This is a genomic window from Phycicoccus avicenniae, assembly GCF_018139485.1.
Lineage (GTDB): Bacteria > Actinomycetota > Actinomycetes > Actinomycetales > Dermatophilaceae > Phycicoccus > Phycicoccus avicenniae.
On record NZ_JAGSNF010000004.1, the window covers coordinates 43,022 to 61,277 of the forward strand.

Annotated in this window: 16 protein-coding genes; 7 read left to right on the forward strand and 9 right to left on the reverse strand. The window is 74.7% G+C overall.

The annotated features are described in order from the left end of the window. Positions 1-2 precede the first annotated feature (2 nt). Positions 3-935, reverse strand: coding sequence for an NAD-dependent epimerase/dehydratase family protein (locus KC207_RS04230; protein WP_211601665.1), 933 nt, complete (start codon positions 933-935; stop codon positions 3-5). A 198-nt stretch (positions 936-1,133) separates the two neighbouring features. Between KC207_RS04230 and KC207_RS04235 the strand changes: the two genes are divergently transcribed. Next, positions 1,134-1,778 (forward strand): GPP34 family phosphoprotein, encoded by a 645-nt coding sequence (locus tag KC207_RS04235; protein WP_211601666.1) that lies wholly within the window; start codon positions 1,134-1,136, stop codon positions 1,776-1,778. 38 nt (positions 1,779-1,816) lie between these two features. Here the strand turns inward: KC207_RS04235 and KC207_RS04240 are convergent, their stop codons facing one another. The 8 genes from KC207_RS04240 to KC207_RS04275 all read right to left on the reverse strand — a co-directional run bounded on the left by KC207_RS04240 (position 1,817) and on the right by KC207_RS04275 (position 9,480). After that, positions 1,817-3,049, reverse strand: a complete 1,233-nt coding sequence (locus KC207_RS04240; protein ID WP_211601667.1) for an acyl-CoA dehydrogenase family protein — start codon at positions 3,047-3,049, stop codon at positions 1,817-1,819. Between the two features lie 216 nt (positions 3,050-3,265). Beyond that, entirely contained in the window at positions 3,266-4,363 is a 1,098-nt protein-coding gene (locus KC207_RS04245; protein WP_211601668.1) for a phosphotransferase family protein, read from the reverse strand. Beyond that, positions 4,360-4,812 carry a MaoC family dehydratase gene (locus tag KC207_RS04250; RefSeq protein ID WP_211601669.1) on the reverse strand — a complete coding sequence of 151 codons (453 nt, stop codon included), beginning with the start codon at positions 4,810-4,812 and terminating at the stop codon, positions 4,360-4,362. The genes KC207_RS04245 and KC207_RS04250 overlap by 4 nt, the downstream gene beginning before the upstream one ends. Before the next feature lie 58 nt (positions 4,813-4,870). After that, positions 4,871-5,626: a 3-oxoacyl-ACP reductase FabG gene (gene fabG / locus KC207_RS04255; protein ID WP_211601670.1), complete on the reverse strand. Its 756-nt coding sequence runs from the start codon at positions 5,624-5,626 to the stop codon at positions 4,871-4,873. Between the two features lie 65 nt (positions 5,627-5,691). Beyond that, complete coding sequence (locus KC207_RS04260; RefSeq protein WP_211601671.1) at positions 5,692-6,687, reverse strand: NADPH:quinone oxidoreductase family protein; 996 nt, start codon at positions 6,685-6,687, stop codon at positions 5,692-5,694. Beyond that, the gene (locus KC207_RS04265; RefSeq protein WP_211601672.1) at positions 6,687-7,484 is read right to left on the reverse strand and encodes an SDR family oxidoreductase; all 798 of its coding nucleotides are present in this window, start codon (positions 7,482-7,484) and stop codon (positions 6,687-6,689) included. Before KC207_RS04265 ends, KC207_RS04260 begins: the two co-directional genes overlap by 1 nt. Next, positions 7,484-8,263 (reverse strand): SDR family oxidoreductase, encoded by a 780-nt coding sequence (locus tag KC207_RS04270; protein WP_211601673.1) that lies wholly within the window; start codon positions 8,261-8,263, stop codon positions 7,484-7,486. The genes KC207_RS04265 and KC207_RS04270 overlap by 1 nt, the downstream gene beginning before the upstream one ends. Then, entirely contained in the window at positions 8,260-9,480 is a 1,221-nt protein-coding gene (locus KC207_RS04275) for an acetyl-CoA C-acetyltransferase (RefSeq protein ID WP_211601674.1), read from the reverse strand. The genes KC207_RS04270 and KC207_RS04275 overlap by 4 nt, the downstream gene beginning before the upstream one ends. A gap of 170 nt (positions 9,481-9,650) precedes the next feature. Between KC207_RS04275 and KC207_RS04280 the strand changes: the two genes are divergently transcribed. The 6 genes from KC207_RS04280 (at position 9,651) to KC207_RS04310 (ending at position 18,194) form a co-directional block, all read left to right on the forward strand. Then, positions 9,651-10,259, forward strand: coding sequence for a TetR/AcrR family transcriptional regulator (locus KC207_RS04280; RefSeq protein WP_249138553.1), 609 nt, complete (start codon positions 9,651-9,653; stop codon positions 10,257-10,259). Positions 10,260-10,319: 60 nt separating this feature from the next. Next, positions 10,320-11,348, forward strand: coding sequence for an RNA polymerase subunit sigma-70 (locus KC207_RS04285; protein ID WP_249138554.1), 1,029 nt, complete (start codon positions 10,320-10,322; stop codon positions 11,346-11,348). A gap of 95 nt (positions 11,349-11,443) precedes the next feature. Continuing rightward, positions 11,444-11,869, forward strand: coding sequence for a DUF1801 domain-containing protein (locus KC207_RS04290; protein WP_211601677.1), 426 nt, complete (start codon positions 11,444-11,446; stop codon positions 11,867-11,869). Further along, positions 11,866-12,528 carry a DUF2461 domain-containing protein gene (locus KC207_RS04295; protein WP_211601678.1) on the forward strand — a complete coding sequence of 221 codons (663 nt, stop codon included), beginning with the start codon at positions 11,866-11,868 and terminating at the stop codon, positions 12,526-12,528. The genes KC207_RS04290 and KC207_RS04295 overlap by 4 nt, the downstream gene beginning before the upstream one ends. Positions 12,529-12,563: 35 nt before the next feature. Next, entirely contained in the window at positions 12,564-15,398 is a 2,835-nt protein-coding gene (locus KC207_RS16850) for a DEAD/DEAH box helicase (protein WP_249138555.1), read from the forward strand. Between the two features lie 204 nt (positions 15,399-15,602). Further along, entirely contained in the window at positions 15,603-18,194 is a 2,592-nt protein-coding gene (locus tag KC207_RS04310; protein WP_211601679.1) for a class III lanthionine synthetase LanKC N-terminal domain-containing protein, read from the forward strand. Positions 18,195-18,256 lie beyond the last annotated feature (62 nt).

Genomic DNA, 18,256 nt, shown 5'->3' on the forward strand with positions numbered 1-18,256 from the left:
GCTCAGTCCTCGCGTGCGGCGACCCAGGCGTCGAGCGCCTCGAGGACGGTGTCGGTGACCGAGTGCGCCGGGACGAAGCCCAGCACGTCGCGGGCCTTGTCCATCGAGAACATCGGGGCCCGGGCGACGTGGTCGAGGGTGATCGCCGCGTTCTCGGGTCCGGCCCGCTCGGCGAACTCGGCCCAGGGCACGTACTCGAGCCGGGGCTCGTGGCCGAAGTGCCGTGCGACGAGCTCGGCGTAGCCGCGCAGGGTCAGCGCCTCGGTGCAGACGCTGTTGAAGCTCTCACCGGTCGCGGCCTCGGGGTTCTCGACGCACGCGAGGTGCAGCCCGGCGACGTCCTCGGCGTGGACGTGATGGATCGTCTCGCCGCCGCGGTCGGGCAGCAGGCAGGACCCGTCGGCGCGCAGCCGCTCGACGACGGCCGGGTCGAGGTTGCCGGAGGGGCCGATGGGCATCCATCCCGGTCCGCTGATGTGGCCCGGGTGGACGACCGAGGCGCGCACCCGGTCCTGCCCCACGAGGTACCGCTCGATCGCGAGCTTCGCGACGCCGTAGTCGCCGTACGGATGCTTCGGTGCGGCCTCGGTCGTCGGGACGAGCGTGCTCGGCCCGTAGGACCACACGGACCCGGTGTGCACGACGTGCTGACCGTCGAGCGCCTCGACGAGGTGGCGTGCCTGGTCGGTCGTGAAGCAGGTGAGGTCGACGACGGCGTCGGGCGACAGGCCGGCGACCGTGTCGCCGAACGTCCCGTCGGCCTCGGCGACCTCCCGGTCGACGGTGACCGGACGCGCCTCGCCCCACGCGGGGTCGCGGGTGTAGGGCTGCTGCCGTCCGCGGCTGACGACCGACACCTCGTGCCCGGCCCGCACGAGCTGCGGGACGAGGTAGGTGCCGACGTGCCCGGTTCCTCCGATGACGGTGACGCGCATGGTCCCGACGCTACGCGCCCACCGGGGTCGGGATGCTGCCGAGGGCCGGCACGCGTCGGGCGTCGCCTCGTCCTCGGGGTGGAGCCCGCCTCAGCCTCCGTGGTGAGGACGTCCGGGACGTCCCGGCCTAGCGTCGAGGACAGCACGCGCGGCCCCGGACCTCCCGGGACGACGTCCGCGCCGGACCGAGGAGACACGATGAGTCCGCTGCTCGACGACCTCACCCTCCCCGAGACCCTCATGGCCTTCCTGCACACCGACGACGGCCAGGTCCGGCAGTCGGTCCGGCCGGTGCACCTGACGGCCGCCGCCGAGCTCGGCGAGCTGGCGCTCGACGGGCACGTCGACATCGAGGACGACGGGTCGGTCACGCTGCTCGAGAGCGAGCACGCTCCGTCCCGCCCCTGGGTCGAGGTGGCGCTCGCCGAGCTGTCCGAGCACCCCACGACGGTGGAGCGCTGGGTGCGCGGTCGCCGCGACGCCGTGCAGGTCCAGCAGCGGGCCGCGCTCGAGCGGGGCGTGCTGTCCAAGGACCGCGGCCGCTTCCTGGGGTTCATCGGGTACGACCGGCACCTCGTCGCGCCGCAGCTCCGCGAGGACCTGCTGGGCGATCTGGAGGCGCCCGGGGCCGAGGAGGTGCCCCGCGCCGCCGCGCTGGCCGCGCTCCTCACGACCCCCGCGATGCGCCGTGCCCTGCGGTTCGACGGGGACCGGGTCGAGCGGCTCACCGCCCTCGCGAGCACGGCCGAGGACGCGGTCGACCCCGGGCCGATGTTCCGCACGATGGACTACGCGATCGCCACGGCGGTGGCGGGCGTCGTCCTCGGCGGCTCGGGCGACTGAGCCCGGCCGAGTCGGCCCGTCCCCGGCGGGAGACCGGCTCAGCGGGCCTGGCGGCGGAGCTCGGCCTTCGCGAGGGCGTTCTTGTGCACCTCGTCCGGGCCGTCCGCGAAGCGCAGCGTGCGGTTGCCCGCCCAGGCCGCGGCGAGGTCGAAGTCCTGGGAGATGCCGCCGGCCCCGTGCACCTGGATGGCCTTGTCGAGGATCCACTCGACGGTCGCCGGGGTGGCGATCTTGATGGCCTGGATCTCGGTGTGCGCGCCTTTGTTGCCGACGGTGTCCATGAGCCAGGCCGCCTTGAGGACGAGGAGGCGCAGCTGCTCGATCCGCACCCGGGACTCGGCGATCCAGTCGCGGACCACGCCCTGCTCGGACAGCGTCCGGCCGAAGGCGACCCGTTCCGAGGCGCGGGTGCACATCATCTCGAGGGCCTTCTCGGCCACCCCGATGGCCCGCATGCAGTGGTGGATGCGGCCCGGGCCGAGCCGGGCCTGGGCGATGGCGAACCCGGCCCCCTCCTCGCCGACGAGCGCCGACGCCGGCACCCGGACGTCGTGGAACGCGAGCTCCGCGTGCCCACCGTGGTCGCGGTCGTCGTAGCCGAAGACCTCCATCGGCCGGACGACCTCGACGCCCTCGGCGTCCCGCGGGACGAGGATCATCGAATGCTGCCGGTGCCGGTCGGCCGACGGGTCGGTCTTGCCCATGACGACGAAGACCTCGCACTGCGGGTTCATCGCCCCGGTGATCCACCACTTGCGCCCCGACACGACGTACTCGTCGCCCTCTCGGCGGATGGACGTCGAGACGTTCGTCGCGTCGGACGAGGCGACGTCGGGTTCGGTCATCGCGAACGCGGAGCGAATGCGCCCGTCGAGCAGCGGTCGAAGCCACCGGTCCTTCTGCTCGGGGGTACCGAACATCGCGAGGACCTCCATGTTCCCCGTGTCCGGCGCGGCGCAGTTGAGCGCCGCGGGGGCGAGACGGCCCATGCGGCCGGTGACCTCGGCGAGCGGGGCGTACTGGAGGTTCGTCAGACCGGCGCCGTACCGCTCACCCCCCGTCTCGCCGGGGAGGAAGAGGTTCCACAGCCCGCGGTCGCGCGCCTCGGCCCGCAGCTCGTCGAGCACCGGGACGCTCGACCAGGCCCACGGGTCGTCGAGAGCGGCGAGCTGCTCGTCGAACACCGGGCCGGCGGGGGCGATCCGGGTGTCGAGGAAGTCGAGCAGCGCGGTGCGCAGCTCCTCGGTGCGGGCATCGGGCGCGAAGTCCATGGGTGCTCCTCGGGTGGCGGTCGGGTGGGCGGTCGGGACGCGGGGCGAGTCAGGTGGTCGTTCGGCGGGGAGGCCGGGACAGGGGTGTGCTGCGAGATGCTCCGGATCCGGCGGAGATACTCCGGATCCGGAGGGTTCCGGCGCCACACCCCCTCCGGCGGAGCGCTGGGCGTGTGACGCGCGGCGCGGGGCGCGTCACGCGGAGCGCGGGGCGCGTCACGCGGACCGACCCCCGAGCGCGGCGAGACCGGCCTCGAGGAGCGGGTCGACGACGGCGCCGACCCCTTCGAAGCCGTCGCCGACGGTCTGCCCGGCGAGGTAGCGGTGGTGGATGCCCTCGAGGATGGCCGCGAGCTTGTAGGCGGCGAGCGCCACGCGGAAGCCGAGGTCGAGGTCGTCGACCCCGATGCCGCACGCCGCCGCGTACCGCTGGAGCATCTCCGCCTCGCTGAGGTGCCCGGGCGCCCGGACGGCGTCCGCGACCGCCCCGGGCGCGACGTCCGCGAGCCGCCCGTAGAGGACGAGGAGCGCGACGTCGGTGAGGGTGTCGCCGAGGGTGGCCATCTCCCAGTCGATGACGGCGGCGATGCGGTCCCCGTCGTCGGTGAGGCAGTTGTCGAGCCGGTAGTCGCCGTGGACGATGCCCGGACGGGCCTGCGCTTGGGCCTGCTCGACCCCGGCCGCGAGTGCCTCCCCGAGCCGCGCCTCGAGCGGGCGCTCGGTCGTCAAGGACCGCTCCATCTGGCCTCGCCACCGTCGGACCTGCCGCTCGAGGAAGCCGTCCGGGCGCCCGAAGTCGGCGAGCCCGACCGCGGTCGGGTCGACCCGGTGCAGCGCGGCGAGGGTGTCGACCATCCGCTCGCTCACGACCCGGGTGCGCTCCGGGCCGAGGGCGGACAACTCGCGGGCCGTGCGGTAGGGGCGGCCCGACACGTCGGCCATGACGTAGAAGGGTGCGCCGACGACGGACTCGTCCTCGCACAGGGCGTACGTCGCGGGGACGTGGACGTCCGTGCCCGCGAGCGCGGCCATGACCCGGTGCTCGCGCGGCATGTCGTGGGCGGTCGCGAGGACGTGCCCGAGCGGGGGCCGACGGACGACCCAGGTCCGCGCACCGTCACCGACGCGGTACGTGAGGTTCGACTTGCCGCCCGCGATGTGGGCGACCGCGAGGTCCCGGTCACCGGCGAGCGCGGTCGCCGGGTCGTCGCCGAGGGTGCGTCGCCACCAGGCGGTGAGCGCCGCCGGGTCGAGCCCGGGGACGGCCGACCCGTCGTCCGGGCCGGGGCCGTCGGCGGCCGGCCGGTCGCTCACGGCACCACGACGCTGATGACCTCGGCGACGCAGCCCGGCTTGGCCCCGTCCTCGATCTCGACGGTGACCTTCGTGCGCACCTGGTAGCCACCCCCGCCGGGCTCGACGGAGAGCAGCTCGACACCGGCCCGCACCCGCGCCCCGACCGGCACCGGCGCCGGGTAGCGGACCTTGTCCGAGCCGTAGTTGACACCCATGGAGATGCCATCGACGGCGTAGACCTGCCAGACGAGCATCGGGACGAGCGACAGCGTGAGGTAGCCGTGGGCGATCGTCCCGCCGAACGGCCCGTGCTTCGCCCGCTCGACGTCGACGTGGATCCACTGGTGGTCCCCCGTCGCGTCGGCGAAGGTGTCGACCTGCTCCTGGGTCACGGTGTGCCAGGGCGAGTGCCCGAGGTGCTCGCCGGCGGCGGCCATGAGCTCCTCGACGCCGTGGAAGGTGCGCATCGTCTACTCCTGTCGTCGATATCGGTGTGCTGCGGGTCGTACCCGGTGCGTCCCGGCCTCAGTCCCGAGGCCCGCCGGCGACGTAGAGCACCTGACCCGAGACGAACCCGGCGCCCTCGCTGCAGAAGAACGACGCCGCGTGGGCGATGTCCTCGGGCCGGCCGGTCCTCGCGACGGGGATCTGCGACGCGGCGGCCGCCTTGAACTCCTCGAAGCCCATCCCGACGCGCTCGGCCGTCGCGGCCGTCATGTCGGTCTCGATGAAGCCGGGGGCGATGGCGTTGGCCGTGACGTCGTACCGACCGAGCTCGAAGGCCAGCGTCTTCGTGAACCCCTGCATCCCGGCCTTGGCGGCGGAGTAGTTCGCCTGGCCGCGGTTGCCGAGCGCCGAGGTGCTCGAGAGGTTGACGATGCGGCCGTGCTTCGCCTCGACCATGTGCGCCTGGCACGCCCGGCTCATGAGGAACGCACCGCGGAGGTGGACGTTCATCACGGCGTCCCAGTCGTCGGTCGTCATCTTGAAGAGCAGGTTGTCCCGGATGATGCCGGCGTTGTTGACGAGCACCGTCGGCGGGCCGAGCTCGCCCGCGATGCGCTCGACGGCGGCGGCGACGGCGGCCTCGTCGGACACGTCGCAGCCGACGGCGAGCGCGCGACCCCCGGCGTGCGTGATGTCGTCGACGACGCCCTGGCAGGCCGACTCGTCGAGGTCGACGACGGCGACGGCCATCCCGTCCGACGCGAGACGGCGGGCGACCTCGGCGCCGATGCCGCGGGCGGATCCGGTGACGACGGCGGTGCGGGGGGTGCTCATCGGGTGGTGCTCCTTCGGGGGTTCGGGGTCGGTGGTGCGGGATCGGGTGGCGCCGTCGACGCCGGTCAGGCGTCGGCGACGTACGCGACGCGGCCGACGGTGTCGCCGTCGGCGAGCCGCTGGATGCCGTCGGCGACGGCGGTGAGGGCGAGCCGCTCGCTGACGAGCGGAGCGACGACACCCTCGGCGGCGAGCCGGACGAGGTCGTCGTGGCAGCGGCGGACGGCGGCGGGATCCATCCGCTGGTAGAGCCCCCAGTGCAGGCCGAGGACGGAGTAGTTCTTCACGAGGGCGTGGCCGAGCGCGGGCGCCTGGATCTCGCCGCCGGCGAACCCGACGACGACGATGCGGCCCTCGAAGGCGATGCACTTCGTCGAGCGGCGGTAGGTCTCACCGCCGACCGGGTCGTAGACGACGTCCGCGCCGCGGCCTCCGGTCTCGGCCTTGACGACCTCGACGAAGTCCTCGGTGTGCCGGTCGACGACGACGTCGGCGCCGAGCGTGCGGGCGACCTCGGCCTTCGCCGGTCCGCCGACGACGCCGATGACCCGCGCCCCCGCCGCCTTGCCGAGCTGGATCGCGGCGGAGCCGACGCCCCCGGCGGCGGCGTGGACGAGCAGCGTCTCGCCCTCGCGCAGCGCCGCGCGGCGGTGCAGGCCGAACCAGCCGGTCTGGTAGCCGATGAAGAGCGAGGACGCCTGGGCGTCGTCGAGGGCGTCCGGCGCGGGGAAGGTCGAGGCGACGTCCATGACGGCGAGCTCGGCGAACCCGCCCCGGGGCAGGACCGTGCCGCCGACGACGCGGTCGCCGACCGCCGGTCCGTCGGGACCGACGCCCTCACCGAGCGCGACGACCTCGCCGCACACCTCGACGCCGGGGGTGAACGGCAGGTCGGGCTTGACCTGGTACTCCCCGCGGCACATGAGGACGTCGGGGAAGTTCGCCGGCGTCGCGAGGACGCGGACGACGACCTGCCCCGGCCCGGGGGTGGGGTCGGGGACGTCGGCGAGCGTGAGGACGTCGCGAGGCGCGCCGAGCTCGGAGACCAGCCAGCCGCGCATCAGACGCTCGCCCCCGTGCCGGGTCCGGCGAGCACGCCGGCGTCCTCGAGCTTGCGCTGGAGCCGGTTCATCCCGCCGAGCCACCGGTCGCTGTCGTGCGCCCGGGCCTCGTAGTAGCCGGCGACCTCGGGGTGCGGCAGGACGAGGAAGCGGTCGTCGGCGAGCGCCTCGACGGCGAGGTCGGCGACCTCCTCGGGGGTGCGGGCGGAGTCGCGGCTCAGCAGGCCCGCGAGGCCCGAGGCGTTCTCGAGCATCCGGGTGCGGACCCCCTGCGGGCAGATCGCCTGGCTCACGATCCCGCGGTGCCGGTAGGTGACGGACAGCCACTCCGCGAGGGCGACGGCGCCGTGCTTCGTCACGGAGTACGTCGGGCTGCCGAGCATCGTGAGCAGGCCCGCGGCCGACGCGGTGACGACGTACCGTCCGGAGCCGCGCTCGAGCCACCGCGGGACGAGCAGCCGGGCCGTGCGCACGTGCGCCATGACGTTGACGTCGTGGACCGCCCGCCAGTCGTCCTCCGAGGAGTCGAGACCGCCGATCCGGTCGATACCGGCGTTGCCGAACCACACGTCGACCTCGCCGAGCGCGTCGTGGGCGGCGGCGACGAGCGCCTCGACGCCCGCGACGGTCCCGACGTCGGCGGTCACCGGGGTGGCGCCGGTCGTCCCGGCGACGTCGGTGAGCGCGTCGCCGTCGACGTCCGCGGCGACGACCCGCAGGCCCTCGGCGGCGAGCCGGGCGGTGAGGGCGGCGCCGATGCCGTGCGCGGCGCCGGTGACGACGGCGGTCGCGACCATCAGACGCCGCCGGTGAGGGTGACCCCGCCGTCGACGACGAGCGTCTGACCGGTGAGCCAGCCCGCGTCGTCGGAGAGGAGGAAGGCGACGACCGACCCGATGTCCTCGGGGACGCCGAGCCGCTTCAGCGGGTACTGCGCGGCGACCTGCTCCTCACGGCCCTCGTAGAGGGCGCGGGCGAACTGGGTCTTGACGACGGCCGGGGCGACGGCGTTGACCCGCACCGTCGGCCCGAGCTCGACGGCGAGCGACTCGGTGAGGCTGACGAGCGCGGCCTTGCTCGCGCCGTACATCGAGATCCCGGGCGCGGGCTTCGTGCCGGCGACCGAGGCGACGTTGACGACGGACCCGCCGTGCTCGCCCATCCACGCGGCGTGCGCGGCCTGGGTCCAACCGAGCGCGGCGACGACGTTGACCTCGAGGATCTTGCGCGCCGCGTCGAGGTCGAGCTCGACGAGCGGACCGTACGCCGGGTTGATGCCCGCGTTGTTGACGAGCAGGTCGAGGCTGCCGAACGTGTCGACCGCCGTGGCGACGGCGGCCGCACGGTGCTCGGCGTCGTCCGCCTTGCCGGCGACGGCGACCGCGTGGTCCGCACCGCCGAGCGCGCTGACAGCCTCGTCGAGCGCCTCCTGCTTGCGCGCGGTGAGGACGACGCGTCCGCCCTCGGCGACGACCCGCTCGGCGATCCCGAGGCCGATGCCCCGACTCGCCCCGGTGACGAGGGCGACCTTGCCCTCGAGCCGGCGGCCGGTGGGCTCGGACGGGGTGGCGGTCACGACAGCCGCTCCAGGACCATCGCCATGCCCTGGCCACCGCCGACGCACATCGTCTCGAGCCCGATCTGGCCGTCGGTGCGGCGCAGCCCGTTGAGCAGGGTCGAGGTGATCCGGGCGCCGGTCATCCCGAACGGGTGGCCGACGGCGATCGCGCCGCCGTGGACGTTGAGCTTGTCCTCGTCGAGCCCGAGCTCGCGGGCGGACCCGATGACCTGCGCGGCGAACGCCTCGTTGAGCTCGACGAGGTCGAGGTCGGCGACGGACATCCCGGCGCGGGCGAGCGCCTGGCGGGTCGCGTCGACGGGGCCGAGGCCCATGATCTCGGGCGAGAGCCCGGAGACGCCGGTCGAGACGATCCGGGCGAGCGGGGTGATGCCCAGCTCCTTCGCCTTCGTGTCGGACATGACGACGACCGCGGCAGCGCCGTCGTTGAGCGGGCAGCAGTTGCCGGCCGTCACCGTGCCGTCGGGCCGGAAGACCGGTTGCAGCTGGGAGACACCCTCGTAGGTGACGCCGGCGCGGGGGCCGTCGTCGCGGTCGACGACGGTGCCGTCCGGGAGGGTGACGGGGGTGATGTCGGTGGCCCAGAAGCCGTCGGCGATGGCCTGCTCGGCGCGGTTCTGGCTGCGCACGCCCCAGCGGTCCTGGTCCTCGCGGGAGACCCCGTTCCGCTGCGCGACGTTCTCGGCGGTCTGGCCCATCGCGATAAAGACGTCGGGCAGCTCGCCGGACTCGCGCGGGTCTGTCCAGGTGTCGGCACCACCCTGGGCGCGGCGCTCGGTGCGGGCCTCGGCGTCGGCGACCCTCGGGTTGTGGCTGCCGGGCAGGCCGTCGGAGCGGCCGGTGCCGTAGCGGCTCACGGTCTCGACACCCATGGAGACGAAGACGTCGCCCTCCCCGGCGCGGATCGCGTGCATCGCCATCCGCGTCGTCTGGAGCGAGGAGGAGCAGTACCGGTTGACGGTGACCCCGGGCAGGTGGTCCATCCCGGCGAGGACGGCGACGGCACGGCCGAGGTTGTGCCCCGACTCCCCGGCCGGCTGGCCGACGCCGAGCATGAGGTCGTCGATCTCGCGGCGGTCCAGCTGGGGGACCTGGGCGAGTGCGGCCTCGAGCATCTGGACCGACAGGTCGTCCGGTCGGGCGTCGACGAGCGAGCCCTTCCCGGCGCGGCCGATCGGGGATCGTGCGGTCGCGACGATGACGGCGTCCGGCATCGAGCACCTCCCTGTGCTTGACTAAGCGCTTGTTCAGCCACAGCATGGTGCGGCGACCCGACGGTCGTCAACCCCGGGCAGGACCGGCCCGGTGGGACGTCCGTCACGGTCGGACCCGGCCGACGGTCCGGCCTGCAGCGATGACGGGTGACGACGTGAGGAGGCGACCGGTGACGACGACCCCCCGCCGTGCCGCGCGCCCGGAGGAGACCCGGGACCGGCTCTACGCCGCCGCCGTCGAGGCGTTCGCGACGAAGGGCTTCCACGGCACGACGACCCGGGACATCGCGGCGGCCGCCGGCATGTCGCCCGCGGCGCTGTACGTCCACCACCGGTCGAAGGAGGAGATCCTCTACCGGATCTCCCGCCGAGGGCACGAGACGACGCTCGGCATCGTCCGCTCGGCCCGGGCCACGCCGGGGGACCAGGTCGACCGGCTGCGCGCGGTCGTCCGGGAGTTCGTGACGTACCACGCCCGCGCGCACACCTCGGCGCGCATCGTGAACTACGAGCTCGCCGCCCTCGCCCCGGAGCACCGCGAGGAGATCGAGACGCTGCGGCACGCCATCGACGTCGAGATGCAGGGGGTCGTGCGGGACGGTGTCGACGCGGGGCTCTTCACGTGCCCCGAGCCCCGGGTCGCGGCGGCGGCGCTGCTGTCGCTCGGGGTCGACGTCGCCCGGTGGTACCGGGACGGCGGGGCGTGGAGCCCCGAGACGCTCGCCGAGCACTACGCCGACGTCGCCGTCCGCGTCGTCGGAGCCCCCGCCGGTCGGTGATGAGTTCCCGGGCCCGCGGCCGTCATAACCCGTGACCGCACACGACACGGGAGGATGACGATGACGACGGACACATCGACGAGGGAGGGGGCTGTGGACCCGCTGGCCGAGGTTGACGAGGCGGGGTTCGCCGCGCTCACCGAGCCGCACCGGCGCGAGCTGCACGTCCACTGCTACCGGATGCTCGGCTCGTTCGAGGACGCCGAGGACACCGTCCAGGAGACGTTCCTGCGCGCCTGGCGTCGCCGCGCGACGTACGAGGGCCGGGCCAGCGTCCGCGCCTGGCTCTACCGCATCGCGACGAACGCCTGCCTCGACCTCCTCGCCCGGCGCCGGCCGGACCCCGCGACCGGCGGCGAGGTGCGCTGGCTGCAGCCCTATCCCGACGTCCTCCTCGACGAGCTGCCCGCCGACGCTGCGCAGGAGCCGGAGAGCCGGGCCCTGTCCCGGGAGACCATCGAGCTCGCCTACGTCGTCGCCGTCCAGCACCTGGCGCCGCGGCCACGAGCGGTACTCGTCCTCCGCGACGTCCTCGGTTGGCCGGCGAAGGACGTCGCCGACCTCCTCGGCGACTCCGTGCACTCGGTGAACAGCGCCCTCCAGCGCGCCCGCGCCCGGATGCGCGAACACCTGCCGGCCGACCGGCAGTCGTGGACCGGGCCCGACGGCGACGCCACGGCCCAGGACCTCGTGCGGCGCTACACGGAGGCGAGCGTCGCGGCCGACGTCGGCGCCCTCGCCCGGATGCTCCGCGACGACGTCCGGTTCGCGATGCCGCCGTCGCACGGCCTCGTCGTCGGCCGGGACGCCGTCATCGCGGACTGGACGGCGGAGGGCTTCCCGCAGATGTCCGGCCTGCGGGCGGTGCCCACGGCCGTCAACCGGCAGCCCGCCGTCGCGTTCTACCTGTGGAGCGAGAGCGAGGGCCTGCACCGCCCGCTGACCGTCGACGTGCTGCGGATCTCGGACGGGACGGTCGCCGAGGTGACGATCTTCGACGCGGACCGGTTCGCCGGCCTCGGGCTCCCGCCGAACCTGCCGCGCGGCGAGGTCCGCGTCGACCCCCGACGCGACGCACGGCGACGGTGAGCGGGTGGGCTCCTCGGCCGGGCCTTCCGCACGACCCCTGGCGGGGTGTCGGCGCTCCGGCCTACCGTCGGGGCAGCACCGTCAGGAGGACCGCGATGACCGACCACGGCGACCGCACGACCCGGCCGGGCGGCGGGGACGTCGACGCCCACCTCGCCGCCGTCGCCGATGACCGACGGCGTGCGGACGCGCAGGCCGTCCTCGTCCTCATGCGCGAGGTCACCGGCGCCGAGCCACGGATGTGGGGTGCGTCGACGATCGGCTTCGGCCGCCAGCCGTACCGCACCGCCGACGGCAAGGACCGGGAGTGGTTCGCGGTCGGCCTCGCGGCCCGCACGGCGGCGCTCACCCTCTACGGGCTGACGTACTACGGCTCGAACGACGACCTGCTGGCCCGGCTCGGCCCGCACACGACGGGCAAGGGGTGCCTCTACGTCAAGAGACTCTCCGACGTCGACCCCGCCGTCCTGCGCGACCTCGTCGCCCGCGCCTGGGCGACGAACTACGAGGAGCAGCCGTGAGCGACGCAGCGGGGCACGGCATCCCGGTCGACGCCCTCGACTTCTACGACGACCTCGCCGCGGACAACTCCCGCGACTGGTGGCACGCCCACAAGGCCCGGTGGGAGTCCTCCGTCCGCGAGCCGATGGAGCGACTGTGCGACGCGCTCGCCGACGAGTTCGGGCAGGCCCACCTCTTCCGCCCTCAGCGCGACGTGCGGTTCAGCGCCGACAAGTCCCCCTACAAGGACCACCAGGGCGCCCTCGTCTCGCTGGAGGCCGGCATCGGGTGGTACGTCCAGGTCTCGGCGGCCGGGCTCTTCGCCGGCGGCGGCTTCTACCCGACCGGCCCCGACCAGACCCGCCGGTACCGGGCCGCGGTCGACCGCCCCATGGCCGGCCAGGAGCTCGAGCGGCTCACGGCGGCGCTCGTCGCCGACGGCTTCGTCCTCGGCGGCGAACGGGTCAGGACCCGACCGCGGGACGTCCCGGCCGACCACCCCCGCCTCGAGCTGCTGCGCCACAAGCACCTCACCGCGGCCCGGGACCACGGTGCACCGGCGTGGCTGCCGACCGCCGAGGTCGTCGACCGGGTCCGCGCGGACTGGCGGGCCGTCCGGCCGCTCGTCGAGTGGGTCGCGGCGGAGGTCGGCCCGAGCGAGGAGCCGCGGCGGCGCTGACGCCCGCGCCACACCGCGTGGAAGGATCGGCGGCGATGACGCTCACCGAACGACTCACCGGCTCCGCGGCCCCCGACCTCGGGGACGTCGACGCCCGCGGGTCCGGTGACGGCATCGGCGCCGACGCCGCCCTCGACGTGTTCGTCGAGTGGGCCGGGGAGCGCGGGTTCGTGCTCTACCCGGCGCAGGAGGAGGCCGTGCTCGCCCTCGCCGACGACGCGCACGTCGTCCTCGCGACCCCCACCGGGTCCGGCAAGTCGCTCGTCGCCGTCGCCGCGCACGCCCAGGCCCTCGCCACCGGGCGCCGGTCGTGGTACACCGCCCCGATCAAGGCCCTCGTGTCCGAGAAGTTCTTCGCCCTCGTCGAGACCTTCGGCGCCGAGAACGTCGGGATGCTCACCGGCGACGCCGCCGTGAACCCCGGCGCCCCGATCGTCTGCGCGACCGCCGAGGTCCTCGCCAACCACGCCCTGCGCGAGCGGGACGCCACCGACGTCGGCCTCGTCGTCATGGACGAGTTCCACTTCTACGGCGAGCCGGACCGCGGCTGGGCCTGGCAGGTCCCGCTCCTTCTCATGCCCGACACCCAGCACCTCCTCATGTCGGCGACCCTCGGCGACACGAGCGACCTCGAGCGCGACCTGCACCGCCGCACCGGCCGCGACGTCGTCGCCGTCACCGGTGCCGAGCGCCCCGTGCCGCTGGAGTTCGAGTGGGTCCTCACCCCGGTCCACGACACGATCGAGCTGCTCCTGCGCGACGGCCGGGCCCCCGTCTACGTCGTGTCCTTCACCCAGGCCGCCGCCGTCGAGCAGGCGCAGGCCCTCATGTCCGTCGAGGTCGTCTCCCAGGAGCGGAAGAAGGCAATCAAGGAGGCCGTCGGCGGCTTCCGGTTCGGCAAGGGGTTCGGCCACACCCTGCGCCGGCTCGTCCTCCACGGCATCGGCGTCCACCACGCCGGGATGCTGCCGAAGTACCGGCGCCTCGTCGAGACACTGGCCCAGGCCGGGCTGCTCGCCGTCGTCAGCGGCACCGACACCCTCGGCGTCGGCATCAACGTGCCGATCCGCACGGTCCTGCTCACCTCGCTCACGAAGTACGACGGCCGCAAGCAGCGGGTCCTGCGGGCGCGGGAGTTCCACCAGATCGCCGGGCGGGCGGGGCGGGCAGGCTTCGACACCGTCGGGTACGTCGTCGTCCAGGCGCCGGACCACGTCATCGAGAACTCCAAGGCCCTCGCGAAGGCCGGCGGCGACCCGAAGAAGGAGCGTCGCATCGTCCGCAAGAAGCCGCCCGAGGGCGTGCTCACGTACAACGAGGCGGCGTACGACAAGCTCGTCGCTGGCGAGCCGGAGCCGCTGCGGTCCCGGATGCGGGTGACCCACGCGATGGTCCTGGGCGTCCTCGACCAGTGGGAGGTGCAGCAGGACGGTCTGTGGACCCTGCTGCTGGACAACCACGAGGACGACGAGCGCCGCGAGCGGCTCGTCGAGCGGGCCGTCCAGGTGCTCGGGTCGCTGCTGCGCTCCGGTGTCGTCGAGCCCGACGACGGGTCCGGCGTCGACGACTGGCTGCCGCCCGTCGAGGAGCACGACGCGCCGGCCACTCCCGAGGATGCCACCGAGGACGCACGGCCCGCCCAGGACGACCCACCGCGCGCCGTCGACCCCGCCCCGGGCGGGTCCTCGCTCGGCGCGCTCGGCGAGGCGCTCGCCGCGGCCGGCCTCGCTCCGGCGTCCGACGACGGGCCGGACGCACCCGCCGACGACCCGGACGAGACACCCGAGCCCGAGCCGGCGGAGCCGACCGCCCTCGAGCGCTTCCTCCGCCGCGACGGTCGCCGCTACGAGGAGGGCCCGTTCCAGGTGGCGATGGACCTCCACGAGGGGTTCGCGCTCAACCAGTCGCTGTCGGCGTTCGCCCTCGCGGTGCTCGACGTGCTGGACCCCGAGCACCCGGACTACGCGCTCGACGTCCTCAGCGTCATCGAGGCCACCCTCGACGACCCCCGCCCGGTCCTCTCCGCCCAGCAGTACGAGGCGCGGGGTGAGGCGGTCGCGGCGATGAAGGCCGACGGGATGGAGTACGAGGAGCGGATGGACGCCCTCGAGGACGTCACGTGGCCCAAGCCCCTCGCCGACCTCCTCGAGCAGTCGCTGCGGACCTACCGGCAGAGCCACCCGTGGGTCGACCCGCGGGACCTGTCGCCGAAGTCCGTCGTGCGCGAGATGTTCGAGCGGGCCATGTCGTTCGGCGAGTTCACCGCCCACCACAAGCTCGCCCGGGCCGAGGGCGTCGTCCTGCGCTACCTCACCGACGCCTACCGGGCGCTGCGCTCGACCGTCCCGACGTCGGCCCGCACCGAGGACGTCGACGACCTCGTCGAGTGGCTCGGCGAGATCGTCCGGCACACCGACTCCAGCCTCCTCGACGAGTGGGAGGCGCTGACGAACCCGACCGACGAACCGGGCACCGAGGTGCGGCCGACGACCGAGGGTCGGGCCCTGTCGGCGAACCCCCGGGCGCTGCGGGTCATGGTCCGCCAGAGCATGTTCCGCCGCGTCGAGCTGCTGTCGCTCGGGCGGTACGAGGCGCTCGCCGCGCTCGACGGCGGGCTCACGGCCGACGCGTGGCAGGACGCCGCCGCCGAGTACGCGAGCGAGTACGACGGCATCGGGACCGGGCCGAGCGCCCGCGGCCCGGCGTTCTTCGGCGTCGAGACCGGCGACGGGGCGTGGACGGTGACCCAGATCGTCGAGGACCCGGAGGGCGACCACGACTGGCGGATCACCGCCGAGCTCGACCTCGCCGCGACGGACGAGGCCGGCGAGCCCGCGCTCGTCGTCACCGCTTTCGCCCCGGCGACCTGACCCCGTCGGCCACGGCGCGCATCCCAGGGCACGGGCACGAGGTCCCGCAACCCCTGGCGCCCCGATCGTTGCCGACCCGTGACCCCCGATGACGGGCGTCATCCAGACGGATGACACCTGTCACTGACGGGTGTGATCCGCGCCTCGACAGGATCGGCGCGGGGATCCGACCGGGCCCCGTGAGCCGCAGCAGGAGACCCCGCGATGGACCATCGCCACCTCGCCCACCTCGACGCCGACCCCGACTTCTACGACGACGTGTGGCAGGTGGCCCCGGCGCCGGGCGACGTGCTCGGTCCCGCCGCGGTCCCCGACCGGGTCGAGGTCACCGACCACGGACCGTGGCGGATCTACCGCACCCCGGTCATGCTCCCCGACTCCGGGTGGAAGGTGCACGTCTCGTGCGTCCCCACCCGCGCCCGGGACGTGGTCGCGACCGTCGTCGCCGAGGCCCTGGCGGAGGACCTCACGTGCAAGCACCTGCGCAGCCGCCGGCTCGTCGCCGCGAGCCAGGCGAAGTACGCCGACCCCTCAGCGGCCGGGAAGGTCGTGACGATCTACACGGCGGAGGAGACCGCGCTCGCGCGGATCGTGGCGCGGCTCACCGCCCGGCTCGCCGGCGAACCGGGAGCACGCATCCTCAGCGACATCCCCGTGGACGGGGCGCCGGTGTCGGTCCGCTTCGGTGCCTTCCGGGGGGTCCACCACGTCGACGCGCTCGGCCGGTGCGCGGTCGGTCGGAGGGGTGCCGCCGGGTCGGCCGACCCGGTGGCCGACGACCGCTCACCGCACAGCGGTGCTCGCGCCGCGGGGTACGTGCCCGAGGTCGTCGCGATCCTGCGCGAGGCCGCGGCGGCACGCGACGCCGACGCGGTGCTGCCGGTCACCGACGTCCGGCTGATGCACCGCTCGAACGCCGGCGGGGTGTACTCCGCCACGTGGGAGGACGGACGCCGCGTCGTCCTCAAGGAGGCACGTCGGCACACCGGCTTCGACGCCTCCGGGTCGGACGCGGTGACCCGGCTGCGGCACGAGCGCCGTGCGCTCGAGCGGCTCGCCGGGACCGGCGTCGTCCCGGAGGTCGTGCGCCACCACGTCGCGGGCGACAGCGAGTTCCTCGTCCTCGAGCACGTCGACGGCCCGGTCCTCACCTCCGGGCTCGCGACGAGGCACCCGGCCGCCGTCCCCGGGGCGGACGGACCCGCCTACCGGCACTGGGTCGAGCGCGTCGTCTCGGGGACGCGGGCCTCGCTCGAGGTGCTCCACGCGCACGGCGTCACGCACCGCGACGTGCACAGCGGGAACGTCATCGACCGCGACGGACGGATGGTGCTCGTCGACCTCGAGTCCGCGGCCGTCGACGGGGTCGCCGTCGCCGAGGGCGTCGGCACCGTCCTGTCCAGCCCCGGAGCCGACGTCACGCCGCAGGGTGACCTCGACGCCCTCGAGCGGATGCGCGCCGTGCTCGTCAACCCGCAGTACTCGCTCACCTCCCGCCGCCCCGACCTCGCGGCCGCTCTCGTGCGGGCGGGGGAGTCCGACCTCGACGACGCCGAGCAGCCGGTCGGCGCCGACGACACCGAGCCGACCGGCCCGGACCCGGCCCGCCTCCTCGCAGGCCTGCGTGTCGCGGCGGACCCGACCCGGACCGACCGCCTCCTGCCCTCGGACGTCGCGGGCTTCGCGGTGCCGGGGGGCGGGCTGGGACTGCTGCACGGCGCCGGGGGCGTCCTCGCGACCTTGGCCCGCACGGGGGCACAGGTCCCGGACGAGTGGCGCGCCTGGCTCGTGGCCCGCGCGCTCGAGGCGCCCTACCTCGCCCCGGGGCTCGGCGACGGCGCCGAAGGTGTCGCCCTGTGCCTCTCGATGCTCGGCGAGGACGACGCGTCACGCACCGTCCTCGAACGGTGGGCCGACCGGTCGGGGGCCTGTCCCTGGTGGTCGCGCGGTGCCGCGGGTCGGGCCGTCGCCCTCGCCGAGCTCTCCGCCCGACTCGACGACCCGTCCCTCGCCGCGACCGCGCTCGGCCTCGCCACGGAGGTGCTGGAGGCGGTCGAGACCGACGTTCCGCCGCCCGGACACCGCGCCGGGCTGCTCGACGGGTGGGCCGGGGTGGGCCTCGCCCTGCTCCGGGTCGCCGAGCTCACCGCCGGCGCCCCGCCCGGTCCCGGCGCCGACCTCACCGGGCCCGGCGGCGCCCCGCTCGGGCCCGACGGGGTCGCCGCGCGCCTGCGCGCCGGCGCCCGCGCCGCCCTGCGCCGCGAGACCGGCGCCGTCCGGGTCAGCGCCGGGGCCTGGCTCACCGGTGACGGCCGGCGCGTCATGCCCTACCTCGGCACCGGGTCCGCCGCCCTCGGCCTGCTCGCCGCGGCCCTCGGCGAGGACGGGGACCCCGAGGCGGTCCGCGGGGTGCGGCTCGCGTGCTCGCTGCGCTCGGTGGCGGGTGCCGGCCTGCTGCACGGCCGGGCCGGACTCCTCGCCACCCTCACACTGCTCGCGCCCGACGACCCGGTCGTCGCCACCCACCGGCGCCGGCTGGCCTGGTACACCGTCCCCGCCCACGCGACGGGTCGCCGCGAGCACCCCGAGGCCGCGGAGGCCGACCTCGTCCTGGGCGACCAGAACATGCGCTGCGCGGCCGACGTCGGCTCGGGGGCCGCGGGCGTCCTGCTCGTGGCCGACCCCGACCCGCGACGGGCGGCGGGGGCCTTCTCGGACCTGCTCTGCCTGCCCCGGGCCGGCACCGGATGGCACGACGTCACGGATGCCATGACACCCGTCACGACAGGTCGCTGACCGCGGCTACTACTGCGGCTCCCCGGGGCCGACGAGAGTGGAACCAGTCGAGCGGGAAGGCC

Coding starts and splice junctions, on each gene's coding strand:
- KC207_RS04230 (WP_211601665.1), bottom strand. CDS start 935: ATGCGCGTCACCGTCATCGGAGGAACCGGGCACGTCGGCACCTACCTC.
- KC207_RS04235 (WP_211601666.1), top strand. CDS start 1,134: ATGAGTCCGCTGCTCGACGACCTCACCCTCCCCGAGACCCTCATGGCC.
- KC207_RS04240 (WP_211601667.1), bottom strand. CDS start 3,049: ATGGACTTCGCGCCCGATGCCCGCACCGAGGAGCTGCGCACCGCGCTG.
- KC207_RS04250 (WP_211601669.1), bottom strand. CDS start 4,812: ATGCGCACCTTCCACGGCGTCGAGGAGCTCATGGCCGCCGCCGGCGAG.
- fabG (WP_211601670.1), bottom strand. CDS start 5,626: ATGAGCACCCCCCGCACCGCCGTCGTCACCGGATCCGCCCGCGGCATC.
- KC207_RS04260 (WP_211601671.1), bottom strand. CDS start 6,687: ATGCGCGGCTGGCTGGTCTCCGAGCTCGGCGCGCCTCGCGACGTCCTC.
- KC207_RS04265 (WP_211601672.1), bottom strand. CDS start 7,484: ATGGTCGCGACCGCCGTCGTCACCGGCGCCGCGCACGGCATCGGCGCC.
- KC207_RS04275 (WP_211601674.1), bottom strand. CDS start 9,480: ATGCCGGACGCCGTCATCGTCGCGACCGCACGATCCCCGATCGGCCGC.
- KC207_RS04285 (WP_249138554.1), top strand. CDS start 10,320: ATGACGACGGACACATCGACGAGGGAGGGGGCTGTGGACCCGCTGGCC.
- KC207_RS04290 (WP_211601677.1), top strand. CDS start 11,444: ATGACCGACCACGGCGACCGCACGACCCGGCCGGGCGGCGGGGACGTC.
- KC207_RS16850 (WP_249138555.1), top strand. CDS start 12,564: ATGACGCTCACCGAACGACTCACCGGCTCCGCGGCCCCCGACCTCGGG.
- KC207_RS04310 (WP_211601679.1), top strand. CDS start 15,603: ATGGACCATCGCCACCTCGCCCACCTCGACGCCGACCCCGACTTCTAC.